We start from the raw sequence: 19,764 nt of genomic DNA on the forward strand, positions 1-19,764 counted from the left end.
ACACGGAAAGGGAGGAGGGGCCGTCAGCGGGGCTCGGCCGCCAGATGCAGAACCGACTCCGCCAGCGCGCGGATGCCGAGGGCCACATCCGCGGCGCTGACCGCCTCGTCGGGGTGGTGGCTGATGCCGTCCGGGTTGCGTAGGAACAGCATCCCGACATCGGTGATCGCGTCGATCGACATGCCGTCGTGGCCGGCGGGGCTGAACAGGGTCGCGGGATCGTCCGGAAGGTCGGGCAGCGCGCCGCGGATTCCCGCGCGGATAACGTCCTGGAGCAGCGGCGCACACATGACGGCGGGCGCATTGTGCACCTCGCGGGCCCGCCATCGCAGGCCGCGGCGGCCCATGATCACGTCGAGGTCACGCGAGAGGGCATCCCACACGCGATCGCGTTCGCTGTCGAACTCGCCGCGCAGATCGAGGCTGAAGTGAGCCTCGCCCGGCACGATGTTGACCGCGCCCGGGAACGCCTCGAGCTGCCCGACCGTGCCGATGACGTGGTGCTCGCCCGAGCAGATGCGCTCCACGGCGAGAGCGGCCTCACTCGCGCCGAGCAGCGCGTCGTGCCTCATGTCGTAGGGGGTGCCCCCCGCGTGCCGGGCCTCGCCCTCGACGACGAGCTGGAAGCGTCGGGCGCTCGCAATCGACGACACGACGGCGAGCGATTCGCCGCGCCGGTCGAGCTCGGGGCCCTGCTCGATGTGTGCTTCGAGATAACCCACGAGCTCATCGGGGCTACGCGCGGCCTCGCCGATGCGGCCCGGGTCGAGACCGAATTCCAGCGCCGCCTGGCGCAGCGTGGTGCCGTCGGCATCCGTCAGCTGCCACCAGTCGTCGTCCCACGTGCCGGCGACGGCGGATGAGCCGAGCAGTGCCTTGCCGAAGCGCGTGCCCTCTTCGTCCGAGAACGCGACGACCTCGATCGCGAACGGCAGCGGCGACAAGCTCCCCTCCCCGACCGGGGCGGGAAAGCGCAGGAGGCGGACGACCTCGAGCGCCATGAGCACGCCCACGATGCCGTCGAACCTGCCCGCGTCGGGCACGGTGTCGAGGTGTGAGCCGATCATCAGGGCTGGGGCGTCGCGATCGGCTGCCGCGAGTCGACCGATCTGGTTGCCCGCGGCGTCCTGCCGCGTCGTCATGCCGACCTCGCGCATCCATTCGGCCGCGAGGCGATTGACGCGCGCGTGCTCGGTGGAGAGGTAGACGCGCTCGATCTCACCGGCTGTCGCGGTCACACGGGCGAGTTCGTCGCAGCGCGCCATGACGCGCCGAGCCGCAGCGGCGACGCGGTCGGGCGTGAGGTCAGGCAGGAGGGTGCGGATCATCGCGCCCCCGCGTAGACATCAAGGGCCGCGTCGACGCCGCCACCCACGGGGACCTTCGCGCCGAACCGGCGCAGAACCTGCTCGAGGGCAGCCAGGGTCGTCAGAACCGCATCCTTCCGGGCGTTGTAACCCATCGTGCCGATGCGCCACACGCGCCCGTGCAGGGGCCCGAAAGAGGTGCCGATCTCGATGCCGAAGTCGTCGAGCATGGCCTGGCGCGCGGCATCCCCCGCGACGCCCTCGGGGATCTCGACGGCCACCACGTTGGTCATCTTGTGCGCGACGTCGCCGAAGACGACGAGGCCGAGCCCGCGCACGCCGGCGAGCATCGCCTCGCCGTGGAGGACGTGGCGCTCGATGACGGCGTCGCGCCCCTCGCCGAGCAGAACGCGGGCGCACTCGCGGGCGCCGTAGAGCATCGACGTCGCCTCGGTGTGGTGGTTGAGACGCCGCGGACCCCAGTAGTCGAGGATCATGCCGAGGTCGAAGTAGTTCGAGCGCACGAAATCGGGCGCATCCTCGTCGCCGGGCTCGCGGATGCCCGCCTCGATCTTCTTGCGCGATCGAATGATCTCCACCGCGCGCTCGGACAGCGTGATGGGCGCCGAGCCCGACGGCCCGCCGAGGCACTTCTGGAGCCCTGCGGTCGCGGCGTCCAGGCCCCAGGCATCCGCTTCGAAAGGATTGCCGCCGAGCGACGCGGTCGCGTCGGAGTAGAACAGCACGCCGTGCTTGGCGCAGATCGCGCCGATGTCTTCGAGCGGCTGCAGCATGGTCGTGGACGTGTCGCCCTGCACGAGCCCGAGAAGGTGCGGCTTGACGCGCACGACCGCCTCTTCGATGGCCGCGGGAGTGAAGACCTGACCCCACGGCACCTCGATCGTGTGCACCTCGGCCATCGCGCGCTCCGCGATCTCGGCGAGCAGGTGCCCGAAGCGCCCGAACACCGGCACGAGCACCCGATCACCCGGACGGATGAGCGAGATCATCGCCGCCTCGATGCCTCCGCGGGACGTCGAATCGACGAGGAAGGTCGCGTCGTTCTCGGTCGCCCAGACCTGCCGGTACAGCGCTTGGGTCTCGGTCATCGTGCTCGTCATGAACGGGTCGTACTGCCCGACCAGCTGCGCCGACATCGCGGTGAGCACGCTCGGATACGCCGAGATCGGCCCCGGTCCCATGAGGAGTCGGGCGGGCGGGTCGATCGGCACGGACATGTCGTTCACGAGGCATCCTGTTTCTTCATCATGGCGTCGAGTGCATGACATCGGCGCGAGTGCACGGCTTGCGAGCGGACGGATGTCGTGCGCTCGCGCGCAACCCGTGCACTCGGCGATGGGGTCATGGTGCCACCGCCCGGGCGACGCGGCGCGCGAGGCGGACCAGCGCGATGTCGGTGCCGGGGCGCGAGATCAGGGACACACCAACCGGGGCGGGACCGAGGTTCGAGGGCACGGTCAGCAGCGGGATCGAGATAGAAGGCATGCCACCGATCGCGGCGGGCGTCGTCATGCGGAGGGTCGCGGCACGCACGGCCTCGACACGTTCACCGCGATGCGTTCGCATCGGCGCGGGCCCCGGCACCGTCGGCATGATCAGCACGGTGTCGCTCGTCGCGTCGTGCAACCGCGCGCGCAGAACCTCGATCGTCGCACGTGCATCGGATTCGACCTCGGTCGTCACCTCGGATGCCACGCGGAACCGTTCGGCGACGGCCGGGGCGACGGCGCCCGGGTGCTCGCGCAGCCACGCGCCGTTGTTCCGCCACGCCTCCGCGCCCTGAACGGCACGGAACGCCGCGAGGTACTCGTCGAGATCGCCGAGTGATGTCTCCGCCACCGCGGGTCCCTCGGCCCCGACACCGAGGGCGTCGAGCAGCGCCTCGAAGGCCTCCCTCGTCTCGGGCTCGACCGACGCGAGCATCTCGCTCGGCACCGTGAAGCTCCACGGCAGGTCCCGCCCCGACTCGCCGAAGACACTCTCGGTCGACTCCGACCCGTCGTAGCTGAGGGTCCAGTCGACGACCTTCTGCATCGTGTCGCCGTCGCGGGTGAGCCATCCGATCGTGTCGAAGGACTGCGCGAGCGGAAGCAGGCCCTGTCGCGGGACGAGGCCGTGTGTCGTGCGCAGACCCCAGAGGCCCTGATACGACGCGGGCACACGGATGGACCCGGCCGTGTCGGTCGCGAGCCCGATCTGCGCCTGTCCCGTCGCGACGGCGGATGCCGGACCGCTCGACGAGCCGCCGGGGAGGGCGCCGGGCAGCGCGCCGTTGGGCGGGGTGCCGTAGTGCGCGTTGTCGCCCGCGACGGAGTAGGCGAACTCGTCGGTGCGCGCGATCCCCCGCAGGGATGCACCGGCTCGCAGCAGATCCGAAACCGCCGCGGCCGTCGTAGGCTCGACGCGCGCGGAGTCGAGATACGTCGGGTTTCCCGCGCCGATGCGGTACCCCTTGATCGCGAACAGATCCTTGACCGCGACGCTCAACCCCTCGAGCGGCCCCTCCCAGGCGCCCTGCCAGAGCGGGTCGCCGACGGTCCGCCACACCGACCGATCGAGCGCCTGTGCGCGAGGCGTGACGTGCGCAGCCGTGATTAGCCACCGGTCGTCGAACCGCTGCCACACCTGGGTCTGCAGCCCGGTGCCCCCGCCGACGTAGCGCGAGATCGACACGAGCAGCGCGACATCCGGTGCCAGCTCCCGGTACTCGATCCGCTCGATTGCACGGGCGGGCACTCCCCCGCGTACGCCGCGAAAAGCGCTGATCGCGTCGTGACCGACCAGCAGGCCCGCCGCGTCGCCGCGCATCGTCTCATCGCCCGGCGCGAAGGCGGCATCGAGAACGTCGAGGTCGTTGGCGATGATCGCGCGCTCGTACGCCTCGAAGGCCTCGAGAAGATCGGCGGGGACAGTGTCGGCGCCGACGGCATGGGCGCGGGCTTGCGCCGCACCCGGGGTCGAGACATCCGTCATGCCGTGTGCCCTTCGTCGAGAACAGGAGATTCGTCCGGGACAGGAGAATCCGGCGCCGTTTGTCCTGTTCTCGCCGAATCTCCTGTTTTCAGCGGATCAGGAACGGAAGGATGCCCGGGGCGCGGCGGGCCGACAAGAGGAACCGCGGCGAAATCGGACTCGCGGATGCGGGCGTGCACACCGCAGACGATGTCGACGACCTGCGAGATGTCGAAGTCGGTGGCGGCGCTGAGATACGCGTACGCGAGGTGCTCGTCGAGACCCCAGCGCGCCTGGATGAGCGAGATCGCGGCCCGCACGCAGCGGCGCATGGCCTCGCCGAGGTCGGGGTCGAGGCCTGTGGGCACGAGATATTCGTCTGTGCGGACCAGCGGCCCGGTGAACTCGCCGAACTCGGCGAGCGCCTCGTCGCGCGGCACGATCTCGAAGCGCAGCGTCGCGCGGAGCGATGCCTCGAGTGCCGTCAGCGCGACCTCGCCGTCGCCCTGCGCGAAGTGCGGATCGCCGACGTACGCCAGCGCGCCGGGCACCTGCACGGGCAGGTAGAGCACGGTGCCCTCGACGAGCAGGTTGATGTCGATGTTGCCGCCGTGTTCGCCGGGCGGCACCGAGTGCGGCCGCTGATCACCGCCGACCGCGACGCCCATGGTGCCGAGGAACGGCGCGAGCGGAAACTCCACGAGCCCGGGGCCACCCTCCACAACGGGCAGCACCCCGACCATCCGTCCATCCCGTTCTTCGACCGGCGTGAAGACACTCACGTTGTGCTCGCCGCGGGGCAGTTCGCCGACGAGCGCACCCTTGCCGTGTCGGTTCGAGATGACGCCGTACGGCACGCGCGGCTGCAGGCGGACGACGGTGATCTTGAGCAGGTCACCGGGCATCGCACCCTCAACCGCGATCGGTCCCGTCACGACATGCGGTCCGTCGGCCATGACATCGCGAGACATCTCGTGTGCGATCTCGATCGCATCGTCGAGGACGGATGCCGCGGGCACACCCTTGCCGGTGAAGTAGGCCAGCGGATCCTTGCCCTGGTCTTCGAGGATCCCCTCGTGGCTGACGGTATCGATCGTCACGGTCTGTCCCGGCTGGACAGTGAGCACGGCGGTATCCCGTTCGCAGGGCAGCCGACCCCACATCACGGTCGCGGGCGACGCGGCCAGATAGTGGTCGCCGGAAATCTCGCCCGTGCCGGGCTGCAGGATGGTGGATTCCCGCGCGGGCATCTCGAGGGCTGTGGTCACGGATGCATCTCCTCAACGCGGGGCGCGGCGCCGACGGAGTCCGCCGCATCCGCGGAGTCTGCGGGATGCGGGACGGCGCGCACGGTCAGGATCTCACGTCCTGCTCGTGCAGTGACGCCCACCCCAGGGGTGTAGACGAGTGCGCCGGCGAGGTAGGTGCCCTCGACCACACCCGCGAGTTCGCGTCCGTCCCACGGCGACATCTTGTTGCGGTATTGCAACTCGGCCGCGCGCACGGTGCGCACCGCGTCGAGGTCGACCAGCGCGAAGTGCGCCGGGGCGCCGACCACGATCCGCCCGGCGGACCCGAGTCCGGCAATCCGGGCGGGCCCCGTGGTCATGAGCGGCAGGATCGTTTCGAGGGGAATGCCCCGGGCGCGCGCCGTCGTCCAGATCGCCGAGAACCCGGTCTCAAGCCCCGAGATCCCACCCCAGGCGAGAGCGAAGTCTCCCCCGCCCTGCTGCTTGAGTTCGAGAGTGGATGGCGAGTGGTCGCTGACGATCGCATCGATCGTGCCGTCGATCACGCCCTGCCACAGCAGGTCCTGATTGGCCCCGTCGCGGATCGGCGGGCAGCACTTGAACTGGCCCGCAGCATCCGGAACGTCCTCGGCGCGCAGGGTCAGGTAGTGGGGGCAGGTCTCGATCGTGAGTCGCACGCCGTCGGCCTTCGCGGCACGGATGTCGTCCAGCGCACCGCCGTCCGAGACGTGCACGATGTGCGCGCGGGCGCCCGTGCGACGGGCCGCGTCGATCACGAGCCGGATCGCCGCGCGCTCGCTCTCCGGCGGCCGAGAGGCGAGGAACGCGTCGTACCGGGGCCCGAGCGTCTGCGCGTCGTGCACGTGCGTGGGGTCTTCGGCGTGGACGATCAGCAGCCCATCGAACGCGGCGATCTCGGCCAGCGCGGCCTCGAGCTGTTCGGCATTCAGGTGCCCGAACTCGTCGATGCCGGAGGGCATCAGGAAGCACTTGAACCCGACCACTCCCGCCGCCGCGAGGTCGGCGAGCGATCCGAGGTTCTCGGGAACTGCACCGCCCCAATAGGCGATGTCGACGGCCAGTTTGCCGAGCGTGGCGCCGCGCTTCTCGGTGAGCGCCTCTGGGGTCGTCGTCACCGGCACACTGTTCAGCGGCATATCGACGATCGTGGTGACACCGCCCGCGGCAGCCGCGGCGGTCCCCGTCTCGAAGCCCTCCCAGTCGGTGCGACCCGGTTCGTCGAGGTGCACGTGCGAGTCGACCAGGCCGGGCAGCAGCGTCAGACGATCGGGCACGGCGACGACATCGGATGCCGGGGCCCCAGCATCCGGGTCGTAATCCTCGATCGCGGCGATACGCCCGCCCTCGATGCGGACGAGGGCGGAACGGAACGCCCCATCGATGAAGACGCGGCGGGCGGCGAGCGCGCGCGGGGCGTCGGGAAGAGCGGTCATGGGCCCAACCTAAAGGCCCGGCGTTTCTCGGATGTTACTCAGAGCAACATCCGGGAAACGCGGCGGCACTACGGTGGCCGGGTGCTCCTCTCCGAATTCAATGACGCGGATGCCTCGGCCGCTGCATCCGTCGTGCGCGTCTGGGCCGACATCCCGGCGTGGACCGCAGCCGTCGTCGACGAGCGTCCGTACGCATCCATCGACGATCTCGAGGCCCGCGCGGCGTCGCTTGCCCAGAGATGGAGTGTCGATGACCTCGATGCCGCGCTCGCGCATCACCCGCGCATCGGCGAGAGGCCCACGGCCTTCGGCGCGGAGGGCGACGCCTCACGCAGCGAACAAGCCGCGATGACGACCGCAGCGGACGACGTCACCGCACGCATCGCCGAGGGCAACGCCGCGTACGAAGAGCGGTTCGGGCGCGTCTTCCTGATCCGAGCGGCGGGCCGCACCCCCGACGAGATCCTGGCGAACCTCGAGCGGCGCCTCGCGAGCGACCCCGAAACTGAGGCGGCCGAGGCTCGTGCGCAGCTCGCCGAGATCGCGATGCTGCGTCTCCGGAACGCGCTGACCGACGACAGGATGGGTGCATGACCCCGCACCTGACGACCCACGTCCTCGACGCCGCGACGGGAACGCCGGCACCGGGCGTCGACGTCGCCCTGGCCACCGCATCCGGTGTCCCTGTCGCCACGGGAACGACGGATGCCGACGGTCGGGCCGGACTCGGACCGGAACTGCTCGACGCCGGGGACTACGCCCTGACGTTCTCGACCGGCGCGTACTTCGCCGCCCGGGGCGTCGAGACCTTCTACCCCTCGGTGACCGTGACCTTCAGCGTCGATGTCGACGAGGACGGCGGCTCCCGGCACTACCACGTGCCCCTCCTGCTCAGCCCGTTCGCCTATTCCACCTACCGCGGCAGCTGAGCCGCACCGCTTCGGAGGATCACGTGAAGGTCATCGTCATCGGCGCCGGCATCGGCGGCACGAGCGCCGCGATCGCGCTGCAACGTCTCGGGCACGACGTCGTCGTGTACGACCAGATGCGTGAGAACAAGCCGGTCGGGGCTGCGCTGTCGCTGTGGTCGAACGGCGTCAAGGTGCTCAACTGGTTGGGACTGGCCGACGAGGTCGCGGCCCTCGGGGGCCTGATGGACGACATGGCGTACTACGACGGCAAGACCGGCGAGACCCTCTGCCGCTTCAGCCTCGAGCCGGTCACCACGCAGACCGGGCAGCGGCCCTACCCGATCGCGCGGGCCGACCTGCAGGCGCTGCTGATGGAGCGCGTGGGGATGGACCGCATCCATCTGTCCATGCGCCTCGTCGGGATCGACGACGACGGCACTCGGGTGACGGCGACCTTCGCGGACGGATCGACCGACACGGCCGACATGCTGATCGGGGCGGATGGCGCACGGTCGATCACCCGCGACTACGTCACTGCGGCGCTGGGACAGCCGACGATCGAGCGGACGTACTCGGGCTACACGAACTTCAACGGACTCGTACCGGCGCACACCGACATCGGCCCCCTCGATCAGTGGACGACGTACGTCGCCGACGGCAAGCGGTGCGCCGTGATGCCGGTCGCGGGCGATCGGTTCTACTTCTTCGTCGACGTGCCGCAGCCGGCCGGAGTTCCCTACGACCGTTCCGAGGGCGCCGCGCCGCTGCGCGAGGCCTTCGCGGGGTGGGCCCCCGGCGTGCAGGCGCTGCTCGACTCGATCGAACCGGCGGTCTCGCTCAATCGCGTCGAGATCTGGGACATCGACCCGTTCGAGACCTGGGTGCACGGCCGGGTCGCGATCCTCGGCGACGCGGCCCACAACACGGCGCCCGACATCGGTCAGGGCGCGTGCTCGGCGCTCGAGGACAGTTTCGCCCTCGGCATCCTGTTCGCGACCAACACGCTGGGTGTCGAAGACACGTTGCTCCGGTACCAGCAGGTGCGTACCGAGCGCGCGGGCGACCTGGTGATCCGGGCCCGCAAGCGCGCATGGGAAACGCACGCCTTCGACGTGGCGGCGACCCAGGAGTGGTACGACCAGCTCCGCACCGAGGACGGCACGGGGGTCATTCGCGGCATCGTCGGCAACATCGTGGATTCTCCGGTCAACCTCGGCGGAGGCGTCCGGGTCTGACCCGCCGCCGGTCCCGCTCCGGCTCCCGACTCCCGGCTCCCGGCTCCCGAGACACCTCTTTCGCGTCGAAACACCCAGCGGCGAGAGGTGTTTCGGCGCAGAAGAGGTGTTTCGGCGTCCGGGGCAGGCCCGAGGGGATCAGCGAGGCAGCGCAGAAGAGTCAGGCATGGAAGACGGCGTGGATGTCGGAGCCCGCGCCATCCCGGCCGCCCAGGCCGTCGAGTTCGAGCAGAACCGCCATGCCCGCGACCGTGCCCCCGAGCTTCTCGACCAGCTCTCGCGCAGCCGCGATCGTGCCGCCCGTCGCCAGCACGTCGTCGAGGAGCAGGACTCGGGAGCCGTCCGGCATGTCGTCGTGCGCCTCGATCTCGGCCGTGCCGTATTCGAGCGCGTACGAGACGGATGCCGCGGGCCGGGGCAGCTTGCCGGCCTTGCGGATGGGGATCAGGCCGACACCCGCCGCCATGGCCGCCGCCCCCGCGAGCAGGAATCCGCGCGCCTCGATCCCCGCTACGACGTCGTACCGCCCCGCGAAGGGCTCGATCAGCGCGTCGATCGTCGCGCGCAACGCGGGCGCGTCCGCGAGCAGCGGCATGATGTCGCGGAACAGGATGCCCGGCTGCGGGTAGTCCGGGATCACCGCGATGAGCGACTCGGCGCGAACAAGGGCGTCGGGCTGGGGCATCTGCACGGGGTTCACCCTAACGCCCGCGCGGGCGTGCAAGCGCTTGCACTAGCGTGGACGGATGACTTCTCTCGCGCAGCCCGAGTCCCGCCTGCCCTCCGCCGCCGGATCCGAGTGGTGGCGCTCCGCCGTCATCTACCAGATCTACCCGCGCTCGTTCGCGGATGCCTCGAACGACGGCATCGGCGACCTGCCCGGCATCACCTCCAAGCTCGACGACCTGCTCGAGCTCGGCATCGACGCGATCTGGCTCTCGCCGTTCATGACGTCGCCGCAGAAGGATGCCGGATACGACGTGGCCGACTATTGCGACGTCGACCCGATCTTCGGCACCCTCGCCGACTTCGACGCGATGCTCGAGGGCGCACACGCCCGCGGCATCCGTGTGATCGTCGACCTCGTCCCGAACCACTCCTCCGACCGCCACGAATGGTTCCAGGCCGCGCTCGCGGCGGCTCCCGGCAGTCCGGAGCGTGCGCGCTACACGTTCCGCGACGGTCAGGGCGAGAACGGCGAGCTCCCGCCGAACAACTGGGAGTCGGTCTTCGGCGGCCCCGCCTGGACGCGCATCGCGGAGGCGGACGGCACTCCGGGTCAGTGGTACCTGCACCTCTTCGACACGTCGCAGCCCGACTTCGACTGGTCGAACGAGGAGGTCCGCGAAGGCTTCCGAGGCGTGCTGCGCTTCTGGCTCGACCGCGGGGTCGACGGGTTCCGCGTCGACGTCGCGCACGGCCTGGTCAAGAAGGAGGGTCTGCCCGACTATACGCCGCCCGCCGACGCCGCGTCGATGGGCGGAGAAGAGGCCGATGTGCCGTACTGGGGCCAGCCCGGCGTGCACGAGGTCTACCGCGATTGGCATGTGCTGCTCGCGGAATATGACGGGGACCGAGCGCTGGCCGCCGAGGCTTGGCTGCCCTCGCCCGCCAAGACCGCGCTGTGGGTGCGCCCCGACGAGATGCACCAGGCCTTCAACTTCGAGTACCTCGAGACCCCGTGGAACGCCCCAAAGCTGCGCGCCGTCATCGCCGAGTCACTCGCGGCCTACGGCGCTGTGGGCGCCCCCAGCACGTGGGTGCTCTCGAACCACGACGTGATCCGCCACGCCTCACGACTCGCGCTGACGGGCGAGAGCCCCCAGGGCAGCGGCATCGGGCCCCGGTCCGAGGTGCAGCCGATCCCCGAGCTCGGCCTGCGCCGCGCGCGCGCCGCGAGCACCATGATGCTGGCGCTGCCCGGGTCCGCCTACCTCTATCAGGGCGAGGAGCTCGGCCTGCCGGAGGCCGTCGACCTGCCCGACGACGCCCGCCAGGACCCGACATGGTTCCGCACGGACGGCGAGCGTTACGGACGCGACGGATGCCGCGTGCCCATCCCCTGGACCGCGGACGGCGCGTCGTACGGGTTCAACGGTTCCGGCGCATCCTGGTTGCCCCAGCCCGCGCAGTGGGCGGAGTTCGCCCGCGACGTGCAGCGCGACCAGCCGGATTCGACGCTCTCGGTCTACCGGCACGCCCTGTCGGAACGGCGTGCGCATGCGCTCGGCACCGGAGAGCTCGAGTGGCTGGACGGCTTCGGCGACAACGTGCTGGCGTTCCGCAACGGCGACGTCACGGTGATCGCCAACGTCGGCGAGACGCCGGTCCCGGTTCCCGGCGGAGCGAGCGTCCTGCTGGCGAGCGCCCCGCTCGAAGACGGCGCGATCGGCTCGGACACGACCGTCTGGCTCGAGACTGCCGAGTAGGCCGGACCCGTGGTCGGCATCGACGAGGTCGCCCGTGCCGCGGGCGTGTCGACCGCGACCGTCTCGCGCGCGCTGAGCGGTCGCGGTCGGGTCTCGTCGGCGACGCGGATGCGGGTGGAACAGGCCGCCGACCGCCTGGGCTATGTCGTCCAGGCGTCGGCGTCGAGCCTCGCCTCGGGCCGTACACGCAGTATCGGCGTGCTGCTGCCGTTGCTCGATCCGTGGTTCTTCAGCACCGTTCTCGGGGGCATCGCCGACGTGCTCGCGCGACGGGGCTACGACATCACCCTCTACGTGTTGAGTCAGGATGCCGAGGCCCGTCGCGCGATGTTCGGCACGTTCTTGCGGCGCCAACGCGTGGATGCCGTGATCGCCGTGTCGATCGACCTCGATGAGGCAGAGTCCGATGCGCTCGCCGGGCTCTGCGTGCCCATCGTGCGCATCGGCGGCGCGCACCGCCACATGACGAGCCTGGCGATCGACGACGAGGCCGTCGGCGCCTCCGCTACCGCGCATCTGCTCGGACTCGGTCACCGGGTGATCGCCCACATCGGTTCGCTGCCCGAGTTCGACAGGGACTTCCGGGTACCCACGCAGCGCCGTTCCGGCTACGAACGCGCTCTCGCCGAGGCCGGGGTCGGTGCGCGAGACGAGCTCTTCGAGGCATCCGACTTCACCATCGCCGGCGGCGACGCCGCGGCGGTCCGGCTGCTCGACGCACCGGGCGAGCGCCCGACGGCGATCTTCGCCGCGAGCGACGAGATGGCGGTCGGGGCGATCCTGGCGGCGCGAGGCCGCGGCCTGCGCGTTCCCGAGGACCTGTCGGTCATCGGTGTGGACGGGCATGAACTCGGCGCCTACTTCCGTCTGACGAGCATCGACCAGTTCCCCCGCGAGCAGGGTTCACGCGCCGCCGAGCTCGTCCTGGACCTCCTCGAGCCCGGTCGGGCGACGGATGTGCCGCCCCCGCACACCCCCCTGCCCTTCGAGCTCGTCGTGCGTGGGTCGACTGCTCCCCCTCCGCTGGTCACACCCCGCCCTCCCATCCGACCGACGTAGGCTCGGGCGCATGACGATCGATCTCGAGGCGCTGTACACCGACCTGCACGAGCATCCCGAACTGTCGTTCCAGGAGACCCGCACGGCGGCGATCGGCGCGGGGCACCTCCGCGATCTCGGCCTCGAGGTCACCGAGGGCGTCGGCGGCACCGGTGTCGTGGGCGTGCTGCGCAACGGCGATGGGCGGACCGTCTGGCTCCGAGCCGACATGGACGGACTCCCGGTCGAGGAGCTGACCGGCCTGCCCTATGCCAGCCGCGCACGCGGGCTGAACCCGCAGGGAACGGACGTCCCCGTTATGCACGCCTGCGGGCACGACATGCACGTCGCCGCGATGATCGGCGCGATCGAGCAACTGGTCACAACCCGGGACGAGTGGTCCGGAACGATCGTCGTGGTGATGCAGCCCGCGGAGGAGTTCGGCGCCGGCGCCCGCGCGATGATCGCGGACGGTGTGCTGACCCGCTTCCCCCGCCCCGACATCGTGCTCGGGCAGCACGTGACCCCGTTGCCCACGGGGGTCGTCGGGGTCCGGCCGGGTACGCAGATGGCCGCGTCGGACGGGCTCACGATCACGCTTTACGGCCGCGGCGGGCACGGCTCGCGCCCCCACGCGACGGTCGATCCGATCGTCATGGCCGCGGCGACCATCATGCGTCTGCAGGGCATCGTCTCGCGCGAGATCGACCCGCGCGAGATGGCCGTCGTGACCGTCGGGTCGATCCATGCCGGCCTCAAGCACAACATCATCCCAGCCGAGGCACGGCTCGAACTCAGCTTGCGCTACGCGCACGACGAGTCCCGTACGCGGGTGCTCGAGAAGGTCGAACGGGTCGTCCGCGCCGAGGCCGCCGCATCCGATGCGCCCCTCCCCCCGACGATCGAGACCGACCACACCCTGCCGCCGACGATCAACGACCCGGACGCGACGGCCCGCCTGACGGCCGCCTTCGATCGCGAGATCGGCGCGGGCACGGTGCTCGATCCCGGCATGTTCACCGGCAGCGAGGATGTCTCGTGGTTCGCCCGCGAGGCGGGTGTTCCGCTGGTGTTCTGGTTCTGGGGCGGCGTCGACCCCGCGGTCTACATGCGCGCGCAGGCCGAGGGTGCGATCGAGCGGGACATCCCCACCAATCATTCGCCGTTCTTCGCGCCCCTTCTGCAGCCGACGCTGCGCAACGGCGTGCAGACCCTCACGGTCGCGGCGCGGGAGTTTCTGGCCTGAGCCGATTTTCGACAGCGAGTGGACAATACTCCGGAGGGTGTGTCGGTCAGCGTCCCAGCGGACGAGAACTGAGCCTTGGCCTCGCAGTTCTACCGGAGTTGTGTCCGGTCGGTGAGCGTGCCGCCCCGACACATGATCTTGGCGCTTGCACGCAACCCACCGCGGGCGTAGTGTCGCCGCTCGTGGCAAACGACAGTCGCGGCGAGGGCGCCAGCTCTCCCGCCGTGAAGCGCTGGATCATCGGCGAACCCCTCCATACCGAACAGCTCGACGGCCAGCTGCTGCCCAAGCGCCGGGCCCTGCCGATCTTCGCCTCGGACGCGCTGTCGTCCGTCGCGTACGCGCCGCAGGAGCTCCTGATGATCCTGCTGACGGGCGGCCTGGCGTTCCTCGCCTTCAGTCCGGGCGTCGCGGCGGCGGTCGTGGCCCTTCTGATCGTGGTCGTCGTCAGCTACCGGCAGCTCATCAAGGCCTATCCGTCGGGCGGTGGCGACTACGAGGTCGCGTCGAAGAACCTCGGCGAGCCGGCCGCGGTGGTCGTGGCATCCGCCCTGCTCGTGGACTACGTGCTGACGGTGGCCGTCTCGATCGCCTCCGGCGTCGACAACATCATCTCGGCGATCCCCGAGCTCAACCCGTGGCGCATCGAGTTCGCCGTCGGATTCGTCGTGTTGATCATGGCGGTGAATCTCCGCGGCGTGCGCGAGTCGAGCAAGGCGTTCGCGATCCCGACCTACGTGTTCATCGGATCGGTCGCCGTCATGATCGTCGTCGGCCTGGCTCGCGTCGCGCTCGGCGACCCGCCCATCGCGTCGAGCGCCGAATTCGCCGTGCAGGCCGAGGATCTCTCGCAGGCGGCCGTCATCCTTCTCGTGCTGCGCGCCTTCTCGAGCGGATGCTCCGCCCTCACGGGCGTCGAGGCCGTCTCGAACGGCGTACCCGCCTTCCGCCAGCCGAAGGTGAAGAATGCGCAGGCGACCCTGTCGCTCATGGGCGGCATCGCGATCCTCCTGTTCGCGGGCCTGACCGCCCTCGCCCTGTTCGCGCAGGTGCACTACTCCGAGAACCCGTGCAACCTGATCGGGTTCGACTGCGAGACGACGCCGCAGCCGAGCCTGATGGCTCAGGTCGCGAGCGCCACGTTCGGGATGGGGAGCATCCCGTTCTTCATCATCCAGGCGGCCACGGCGTGCGTCCTGTTGCTCGCCGCGAACACCGCTTTCAACGGCTTCCCCCTGCTGGGCGCCGTGCTCGCCCGCGACGGGTACGCCCCCAAGTCCCTGAACACCAGGGGCGACCGACTGGTTTTCTCGAACGGGATGATCGCCCTCGGTCTCGCCGCGATCGTGATCCTGGTGATCTACCAGGCGAGCCTGACCAGCCTCATCCAGCTCTACATCATCGGCGTGTTCGTCTCGTTCTCGCTCGGTCAGATTGGCATGATCCGGCACTGGCGCCGGGCGATCCGCACCGGGGCTTCGGGCTCCGACCTGCGGGCCGCGCGGGTCGGACTCGTGATCAACGGCGCCGGGGCGGCGCTGACCGTCTTCGTGCTCATCATCGTCACGATCACGAAGTTCACGCACGGCGCCTGGATCGTCTTCCTCCTGATCCCGATCCTGGCGACGCTGATGATCGGCGTGAACCGCTACTACCGGGATGTCGAGCACGAGATCGAGCTCGACGACACGACGCACTTCGGGTCACAGGGAGACGCGGCGATCGTGCTGGTGGGGCGCCTGCAGAAGCCCGTCATCAAGGCGATCGACTACGCGATCGCGGCCAAGCACGACAAGACCCTGGCCGTCCACGTCTCGGTCGACCCCGAGTCCACCGACCACCTGCAGACCGAGTGGTTCGAGCACCGGGTGCCCGTGCCCCTCGTCATCGTCGACTCGCCGTACCGCACCTTCGCCCACCCCGTGCGGGAGTTCATCCAGGCGTACCGGAAGAAGTACGGCTCCGCCGTCATCACGGTGTACCTGCCGCAGTACATCGTGGGGCACTGGTGGGAGAGCTTCCTGCACAACCGGCGGGCCAGCCGGATCGCGCACGACCTGATGCTGGTGCACGGCGTGACGATCACGCTCGTACCGTGGCTGCTCGATTCGACCGAGATCATCTACGGCCGCCGCTCCCGCCCCCTTCCGGGCGGCGACCGCACCGGCTTGCCCCGGGAGGCCTCGGAACGGATCGCGCGGCGTAGCCTGGAGGAGTGAAACACCTGGCCGAACCCCTCGATGCGAGGTCCTCCGACGGAGGGTCCTTCGACGCAAGGCCCCTCGACATCGCGTCGATCCGCGCCGACTTCCCGATCCTCGCCGAGCGGGTGAACGACTCGCCGCTGGTGTACCTCGACTCGGCTGCGACGAGCCAGAAGCCGCGCGGCGTTCTCGACTCCGAGGCATCCTTCCTCGCGCACGGAAACGCGGCCGTGCACCGCGGTGCGCACACGCTCGCCGCGGACGCCACCGAGGCTTTCGAGGACGCACGGTTCGCGGTCGCCGATTTAGTCGGGGCCGAACCCGAGTCGATCGTGTGGACATCCGGCGCGACGGCCGGCCTCAACCTGATCGCATACTCGATCGGGAATGCATCCCTCGGACGAGGCGGGAAGGCCGCCGACAGGCTCGCCCTTGCCGCCGGTGACGAGATCGTCGTGACGGAGTCCGAACACCACGCCAACCTGATCCCGTGGCAGGAGCTCGCATCGCGGACGGGAGCCTCGCTGCGGCATATTCCGGTTCTCGACGATGGGCGGATCGATCTCGAGGCCGCGGCCGGAATCATCGGATCGCGCACGCGGATCGTCGCCTTCCCGCACGTCTCGAACGTGCTGGGCCTCGTCAACCCGGTCGATGCGCTCGTCGGCATGGCCCGTTCGGTGGGCGCCCTCACGGTGCTCGACGCGTGCCAGTCCGCTCCGCACCTCGCACTCGATCTGCCGACCCTCGACGTGGATCTCGCCGTGTTCTCGGGCCACAAGGTCTTCGGTCCCTACGGCGTCGGCGCTCTGTACGGCAAGGCGGAGGTGCTCGAGGCCATGCCGCCGTTCCTCACCGGCGGCTCGATGATCACGACCGTCACCCTCGATTCGGCGGAGTACCTGCCTCCGCCTCAGCGCTTCGAGGCGGGCACTCAGCCCGTGTCGCAGGCGATCGGCCTCGCGGCGGCCGTGCGGTACCTCGGCAACCTCGGGCACGACGCGATCGCGGCACGCGAGGCATCGCTCGAGCGACGCCTGCGCGAGGGACTTCGCGAAGTCGGCGGGGTGCGGATGCTCGGCGACGCCGCCGGCGTCGAAAGGGTCGCTCTTGCCGCATTCGATGTCGACGGGGTGCACGCGCACGACGTGGGCCAGTTCCTCGATGCGCGCGGCGTGGCCGTGCGCGTCGGCCATCACTGCGCCCAGCCGCTGCACCGACGTTTCGGGTTGACGGCGACGGTCCGCGCGAGCGCGGCGTTCTACAACACCGAGGACGAGGTCGACATCTTCCTGGACGCCCTTTCGGGTGTCCGCTCGTTCTTCGGCGTGGAGGGCACCCGATGAGCGGGCTCGAGTCGCTGTACCAGGAGCTGATCCTCGATCACTCGAAGCATCCGCACGGCACCCCCCTCGCCGCCGAAGAGGGGGCAAACGCCTCGTCGTACCAGCGCAACCCGATCTGCGGAGACGAACTGACGCTGCGCGTGCGGCTCGACGACGCGGGCGCGATCCGCGACGCGACGTGGGAGGGCGCGGGCTGCTCGATCTCGCAGGCGTCCGCGTCGATGCTGTCGGACCTGGTCGCCGGGATGCCCGGGGCCGAGGCATCCGCACTCGTCGACGGATTCCGCGAGGCCATGCGCTCGCGCGGCAAGCTCGAGCTCGACATCGAGGACTACGGCGACGCCGCGGCGCTCTCGGGCGTCTCGAAGTACACGGCGCGGGTCAAGTGCGCGATGCTCGCGTGGGTTGCCCTCGAAGACGCGCTCGCCCGCGCGTAACGTCGTCTCCTCCCCACCGCAGCGCGGGCGCAGTTGTCCACCGATTCCGCCCACCGCGCGCGTCGGATCGACCCCGCCCGCCACGCTGGGCGCATGCCCACAGGACCCGCTGACACCCCGCCGATGCGCGACGACATAGCTCTCGAACACTGGCTGTTCGAGCTGCTGATCGGCGCCACCCATCCCCAAATCTGGCTCTTCTTCCTGGACGAGGATGACCGCCCAACCGGACCGGTGATGCCCTGCGACGAACTGCCGGATCACCCCGACGAACTCGCGACCACCGAGGACCTGGGCACCCTGCCCGTTGTCGAACTCTTCGCGCACCGCTTTGCGAACCTCATGGACGACCTGCCCGCCGCGGCGTGAGGTTCGGTGTGAACAGACGGATGCCGCGATCTCGAGTGGTACCGTATTTCGTACCACTCGAGAGGATCACCATGGCCGCGATGTCTGCCTCTGAAGCACGCAAGACGCTCTTCGGCCTGATCCAGCAGGTCAACGAAGATCACACGGCCGTCGAGGTCGTCTCGCGACATGGCAACGCGGTCATCCTGTCGAAGGCCGATTACGACGCGATGACCGAGACCGCCTATCTGCTCCGCCACCCCGCCAATGCCGAGCGCCTCTTGTCGGCCCTCGAACGCGCCCGCCGCAGCGACATCGAGCAGCACGATCTCGCCGACGCGTGAGTCGCACTCTCGCCTTCGACCGGCATGGGTGGGAGGACTACCTGTCGTGGCAGCGCGAGGATCGCAAGACCCTCCGCCGCGTCAACGCTTTGATCACCGATGTTCTCCGCGACCCCTTCGCCGGCATCGGCAAGCCTGAGCCACTCAAGCACATCCTGTCGGGGGCATGGTCGAGACGGATTGACGACGTCAACCGCCTGGTTTACCTGGTGACGGATGACCACGTGATCGTGCTGCAGGCGCGCTATCACTACTGACCCGGCCTACCTCGCGATCAGGTTCTCGAGGCGGGCGTAGCTCGTCTCCATGCCGTCCGTCATCCCCGTCGCGAGCACCATGTCGCGGGTGTCCTTGTCGGGGTACTCGATCAGCACCGTGATCAGCGTGGCGCCGTCCTCTTCACTCAGCGACAGATCGTTCAGGGTCGACGGGAAGTCGGTGTCGGTCATGTGCTCGGTCGTGACCGAGCGTCGAGGCGCTTCGAGCACGAGCGTCTCGCCGTCGAACCCGAACGGCGCACCCTCGACGCCCTCGTCGGGCGCCCACGCATAGCGGTAGCGTCCGCCGACACGCGGGTCGACCTCGCACACCGTCATCTGCCAACCATCCGGGCCCAGCAGCCACTGCTTCATGAGCTCAGGCTCGGTGTGCGCCCGCCAGACCAGGTCGCGCGGACCCTCGATCAGGCGCGTGATGCTCACGTGCGTGTCGTCCAGCAGTTCGGTCTGGGTGCCCTTGCCCTGCGCGTAGGCGCGCAATCCCTCGAGCACGCGGTCCAGCTGACTCATCGCCATGGTCGAGCCTTCCACCATCCCCATCGCGACCATCTGCTCGAGCGCCTCGTGGGAGGCGAAGTGCGTCGTATTGGTCACTCGCGTCCCGCTCGGGGTCTCATCGAACGTCAGGATCATGCGCATCGACGGCATCTCCGGATCGACCTCGCCGTCCTCGCCGACGAAGCTGTCGATCACCTCGAGCCGATGCGGGGCATCGATCCCGATGAACTCCCACGCGGCCCGGGGCGCATCACCGTTCGGCCCGGTCATGCGGTACTGCGCCCGCCCGCCGATCTGCAAGTCGAACTCGGTGAACGTCGCGGGCCATCCCGGAGGTCCCCAGAAAAGCTCCAGCTGGCTCGGATCCGTGAACGCGGTCCACACGCGCTCGACGGGGGCCGCGAAGTCGGCGACAAGCGTCATCGTCAGCGCTTCGGGGTCGGTGGTGACGTCGGTGACGGGCATG

The 19,764-nt window shown here is 69.7% G+C and carries 19 protein-coding genes; 12 read left to right on the forward strand and 7 right to left on the reverse strand.

The features are described 5' to 3' along the window. Nucleotides 1–23: 23 nt before the first annotated feature. From ACIQ0W_RS09670 to allB, 5 genes are all read right to left on the reverse strand, one after another. Nucleotides 24–1,328: an allantoate amidohydrolase gene (locus ACIQ0W_RS09670; RefSeq protein ID WP_396642590.1), complete on the reverse strand. Its 1,305-nt coding sequence runs from the start codon at nt 1,326–1,328 to the stop codon at nt 24–26. Continuing rightward, nucleotides 1,325–2,545, reverse strand: a complete 1,221-nt coding sequence (locus tag ACIQ0W_RS09675) for a pyridoxal-phosphate-dependent aminotransferase family protein (RefSeq protein ID WP_396642645.1) — start codon at nt 2,543–2,545, stop codon at nt 1,325–1,327. The genes ACIQ0W_RS09670 and ACIQ0W_RS09675 overlap by 4 nt, the downstream gene beginning before the upstream one ends. A gap of 124 nt (nt 2,546–2,669) precedes the next feature. Beyond that, nucleotides 2,670–4,301: an AtzH-like domain-containing protein gene (locus tag ACIQ0W_RS09680; protein ID WP_396642591.1), complete on the reverse strand. Its 1,632-nt coding sequence runs from the start codon at nt 4,299–4,301 to the stop codon at nt 2,670–2,672. After that, entirely contained in the window at nt 4,298–5,530 is a 1,233-nt protein-coding gene (locus tag ACIQ0W_RS09685) for an acetamidase/formamidase family protein (protein WP_396642646.1), read from the reverse strand. Before ACIQ0W_RS09685 ends, ACIQ0W_RS09680 begins: the two co-directional genes overlap by 4 nt. 14 nt (nt 5,531–5,544) lie before the next feature. Next, nucleotides 5,545–6,984: an allantoinase AllB gene (allB, locus tag ACIQ0W_RS09690; RefSeq protein ID WP_396642593.1), complete on the reverse strand. Its 1,440-nt coding sequence runs from the start codon at nt 6,982–6,984 to the stop codon at nt 5,545–5,547. 81 nt (nt 6,985–7,065) lie between these two features. Between allB and uraD the strand changes: the two genes are divergently transcribed. Genes uraD through hpxO form a run of 3 tightly spaced genes read left to right on the forward strand, consistent with a single transcriptional unit; the run spans nt 7,066 to nt 9,130 of the window. Then, a complete protein-coding gene (gene uraD, locus ACIQ0W_RS09695; protein ID WP_396642594.1) occupies nt 7,066–7,578 on the forward strand; it encodes a 2-oxo-4-hydroxy-4-carboxy-5-ureidoimidazoline decarboxylase in 513 nt (170 codons plus the stop codon). Next, complete coding sequence (gene uraH, locus ACIQ0W_RS09700) at nt 7,575–7,913, forward strand: hydroxyisourate hydrolase (RefSeq protein ID WP_396642596.1); 339 nt, start codon at nt 7,575–7,577, stop codon at nt 7,911–7,913. The genes uraD and uraH overlap by 4 nt, the downstream gene beginning before the upstream one ends. 23 nt (nt 7,914–7,936) lie before the next feature. Next, nucleotides 7,937–9,130 (forward strand): FAD-dependent urate hydroxylase HpxO, encoded by a 1,194-nt coding sequence (gene hpxO / locus ACIQ0W_RS09705; RefSeq protein WP_396642598.1) that lies wholly within the window; start codon nt 7,937–7,939, stop codon nt 9,128–9,130. 160 nt (nt 9,131–9,290) lie between these two features. Here hpxO and ACIQ0W_RS09710 read toward each other — a convergent pair whose 3' ends face one another. Then, nucleotides 9,291–9,815 (reverse strand): adenine phosphoribosyltransferase, encoded by a 525-nt coding sequence (locus tag ACIQ0W_RS09710; RefSeq protein WP_396642647.1) that lies wholly within the window; start codon nt 9,813–9,815, stop codon nt 9,291–9,293. Between the two features lie 61 nt (nt 9,816–9,876). Between ACIQ0W_RS09710 and ACIQ0W_RS09715 the strand changes: the two genes are divergently transcribed. The 9 genes from ACIQ0W_RS09715 to ACIQ0W_RS09755 all read left to right on the forward strand — a co-directional run bounded on the left by ACIQ0W_RS09715 (nt 9,877) and on the right by ACIQ0W_RS09755 (nt 18,779). After that, a complete protein-coding gene (locus tag ACIQ0W_RS09715) occupies nt 9,877–11,559 on the forward strand; it encodes a glycoside hydrolase family 13 protein (RefSeq protein WP_396642600.1) in 1,683 nt (560 codons plus the stop codon). Nucleotides 11,560–11,568: 9 nt separating this feature from the next. Further along, complete coding sequence (locus ACIQ0W_RS09720) at nt 11,569–12,618, forward strand: LacI family DNA-binding transcriptional regulator (protein WP_396642601.1); 1,050 nt, start codon at nt 11,569–11,571, stop codon at nt 12,616–12,618. Between the two features lie 10 nt (nt 12,619–12,628). Further along, complete coding sequence (locus tag ACIQ0W_RS09725) at nt 12,629–13,843, forward strand: amidohydrolase (RefSeq protein WP_396642602.1); 1,215 nt, start codon at nt 12,629–12,631, stop codon at nt 13,841–13,843. Between the two features lie 182 nt (nt 13,844–14,025). Beyond that, entirely contained in the window at nt 14,026–16,062 is a 2,037-nt protein-coding gene (locus ACIQ0W_RS09730; protein ID WP_396642603.1) for an APC family permease, read from the forward strand. A 5-nt stretch (nt 16,063–16,067) separates the two neighbouring features. After that, the gene (locus ACIQ0W_RS09735) at nt 16,068–17,393 is read left to right on the forward strand and encodes a SufS family cysteine desulfurase (protein ID WP_396642648.1); all 1,326 of its coding nucleotides are present in this window, start codon (nt 16,068–16,070) and stop codon (nt 17,391–17,393) included. Continuing rightward, the gene (gene sufU / locus ACIQ0W_RS09740; protein ID WP_396642604.1) at nt 17,390–17,830 is read left to right on the forward strand and encodes a Fe-S cluster assembly sulfur transfer protein SufU; all 441 of its coding nucleotides are present in this window, start codon (nt 17,390–17,392) and stop codon (nt 17,828–17,830) included. The genes ACIQ0W_RS09735 and sufU overlap by 4 nt, the downstream gene beginning before the upstream one ends. Before the next feature lie 93 nt (nt 17,831–17,923). Further along, the gene (locus tag ACIQ0W_RS09745) at nt 17,924–18,199 is read left to right on the forward strand and encodes a hypothetical protein (RefSeq protein WP_396642605.1); all 276 of its coding nucleotides are present in this window, start codon (nt 17,924–17,926) and stop codon (nt 18,197–18,199) included. An 80-nt stretch (nt 18,200–18,279) separates the two neighbouring features. After that, nucleotides 18,280–18,522, forward strand: a complete 243-nt coding sequence (locus tag ACIQ0W_RS09750) for a type II toxin-antitoxin system Phd/YefM family antitoxin (protein WP_396642606.1) — start codon at nt 18,280–18,282, stop codon at nt 18,520–18,522. Then, the gene (locus ACIQ0W_RS09755; RefSeq protein ID WP_396642607.1) at nt 18,519–18,779 is read left to right on the forward strand and encodes a Txe/YoeB family addiction module toxin; all 261 of its coding nucleotides are present in this window, start codon (nt 18,519–18,521) and stop codon (nt 18,777–18,779) included. Before ACIQ0W_RS09750 ends, ACIQ0W_RS09755 begins: the two co-directional genes overlap by 4 nt. A 6-nt stretch (nt 18,780–18,785) precedes the next feature. On the opposite strand, the gene ACIQ0W_RS09760 is transcribed toward ACIQ0W_RS09755, so the two are convergent. Continuing rightward, nucleotides 18,786–19,763, reverse strand: a complete 978-nt coding sequence (locus tag ACIQ0W_RS09760; RefSeq protein ID WP_396642609.1) for an SRPBCC domain-containing protein — start codon at nt 19,761–19,763, stop codon at nt 18,786–18,788. Between the last annotated feature and the right edge of the window lies 1 nt (nt 19,764).

This window comes from Microbacterium sp. (assembly GCF_044340635.1).
Taxonomy (GTDB): domain Bacteria; phylum Actinomycetota; class Actinomycetes; order Actinomycetales; family Microbacteriaceae; genus Microbacterium.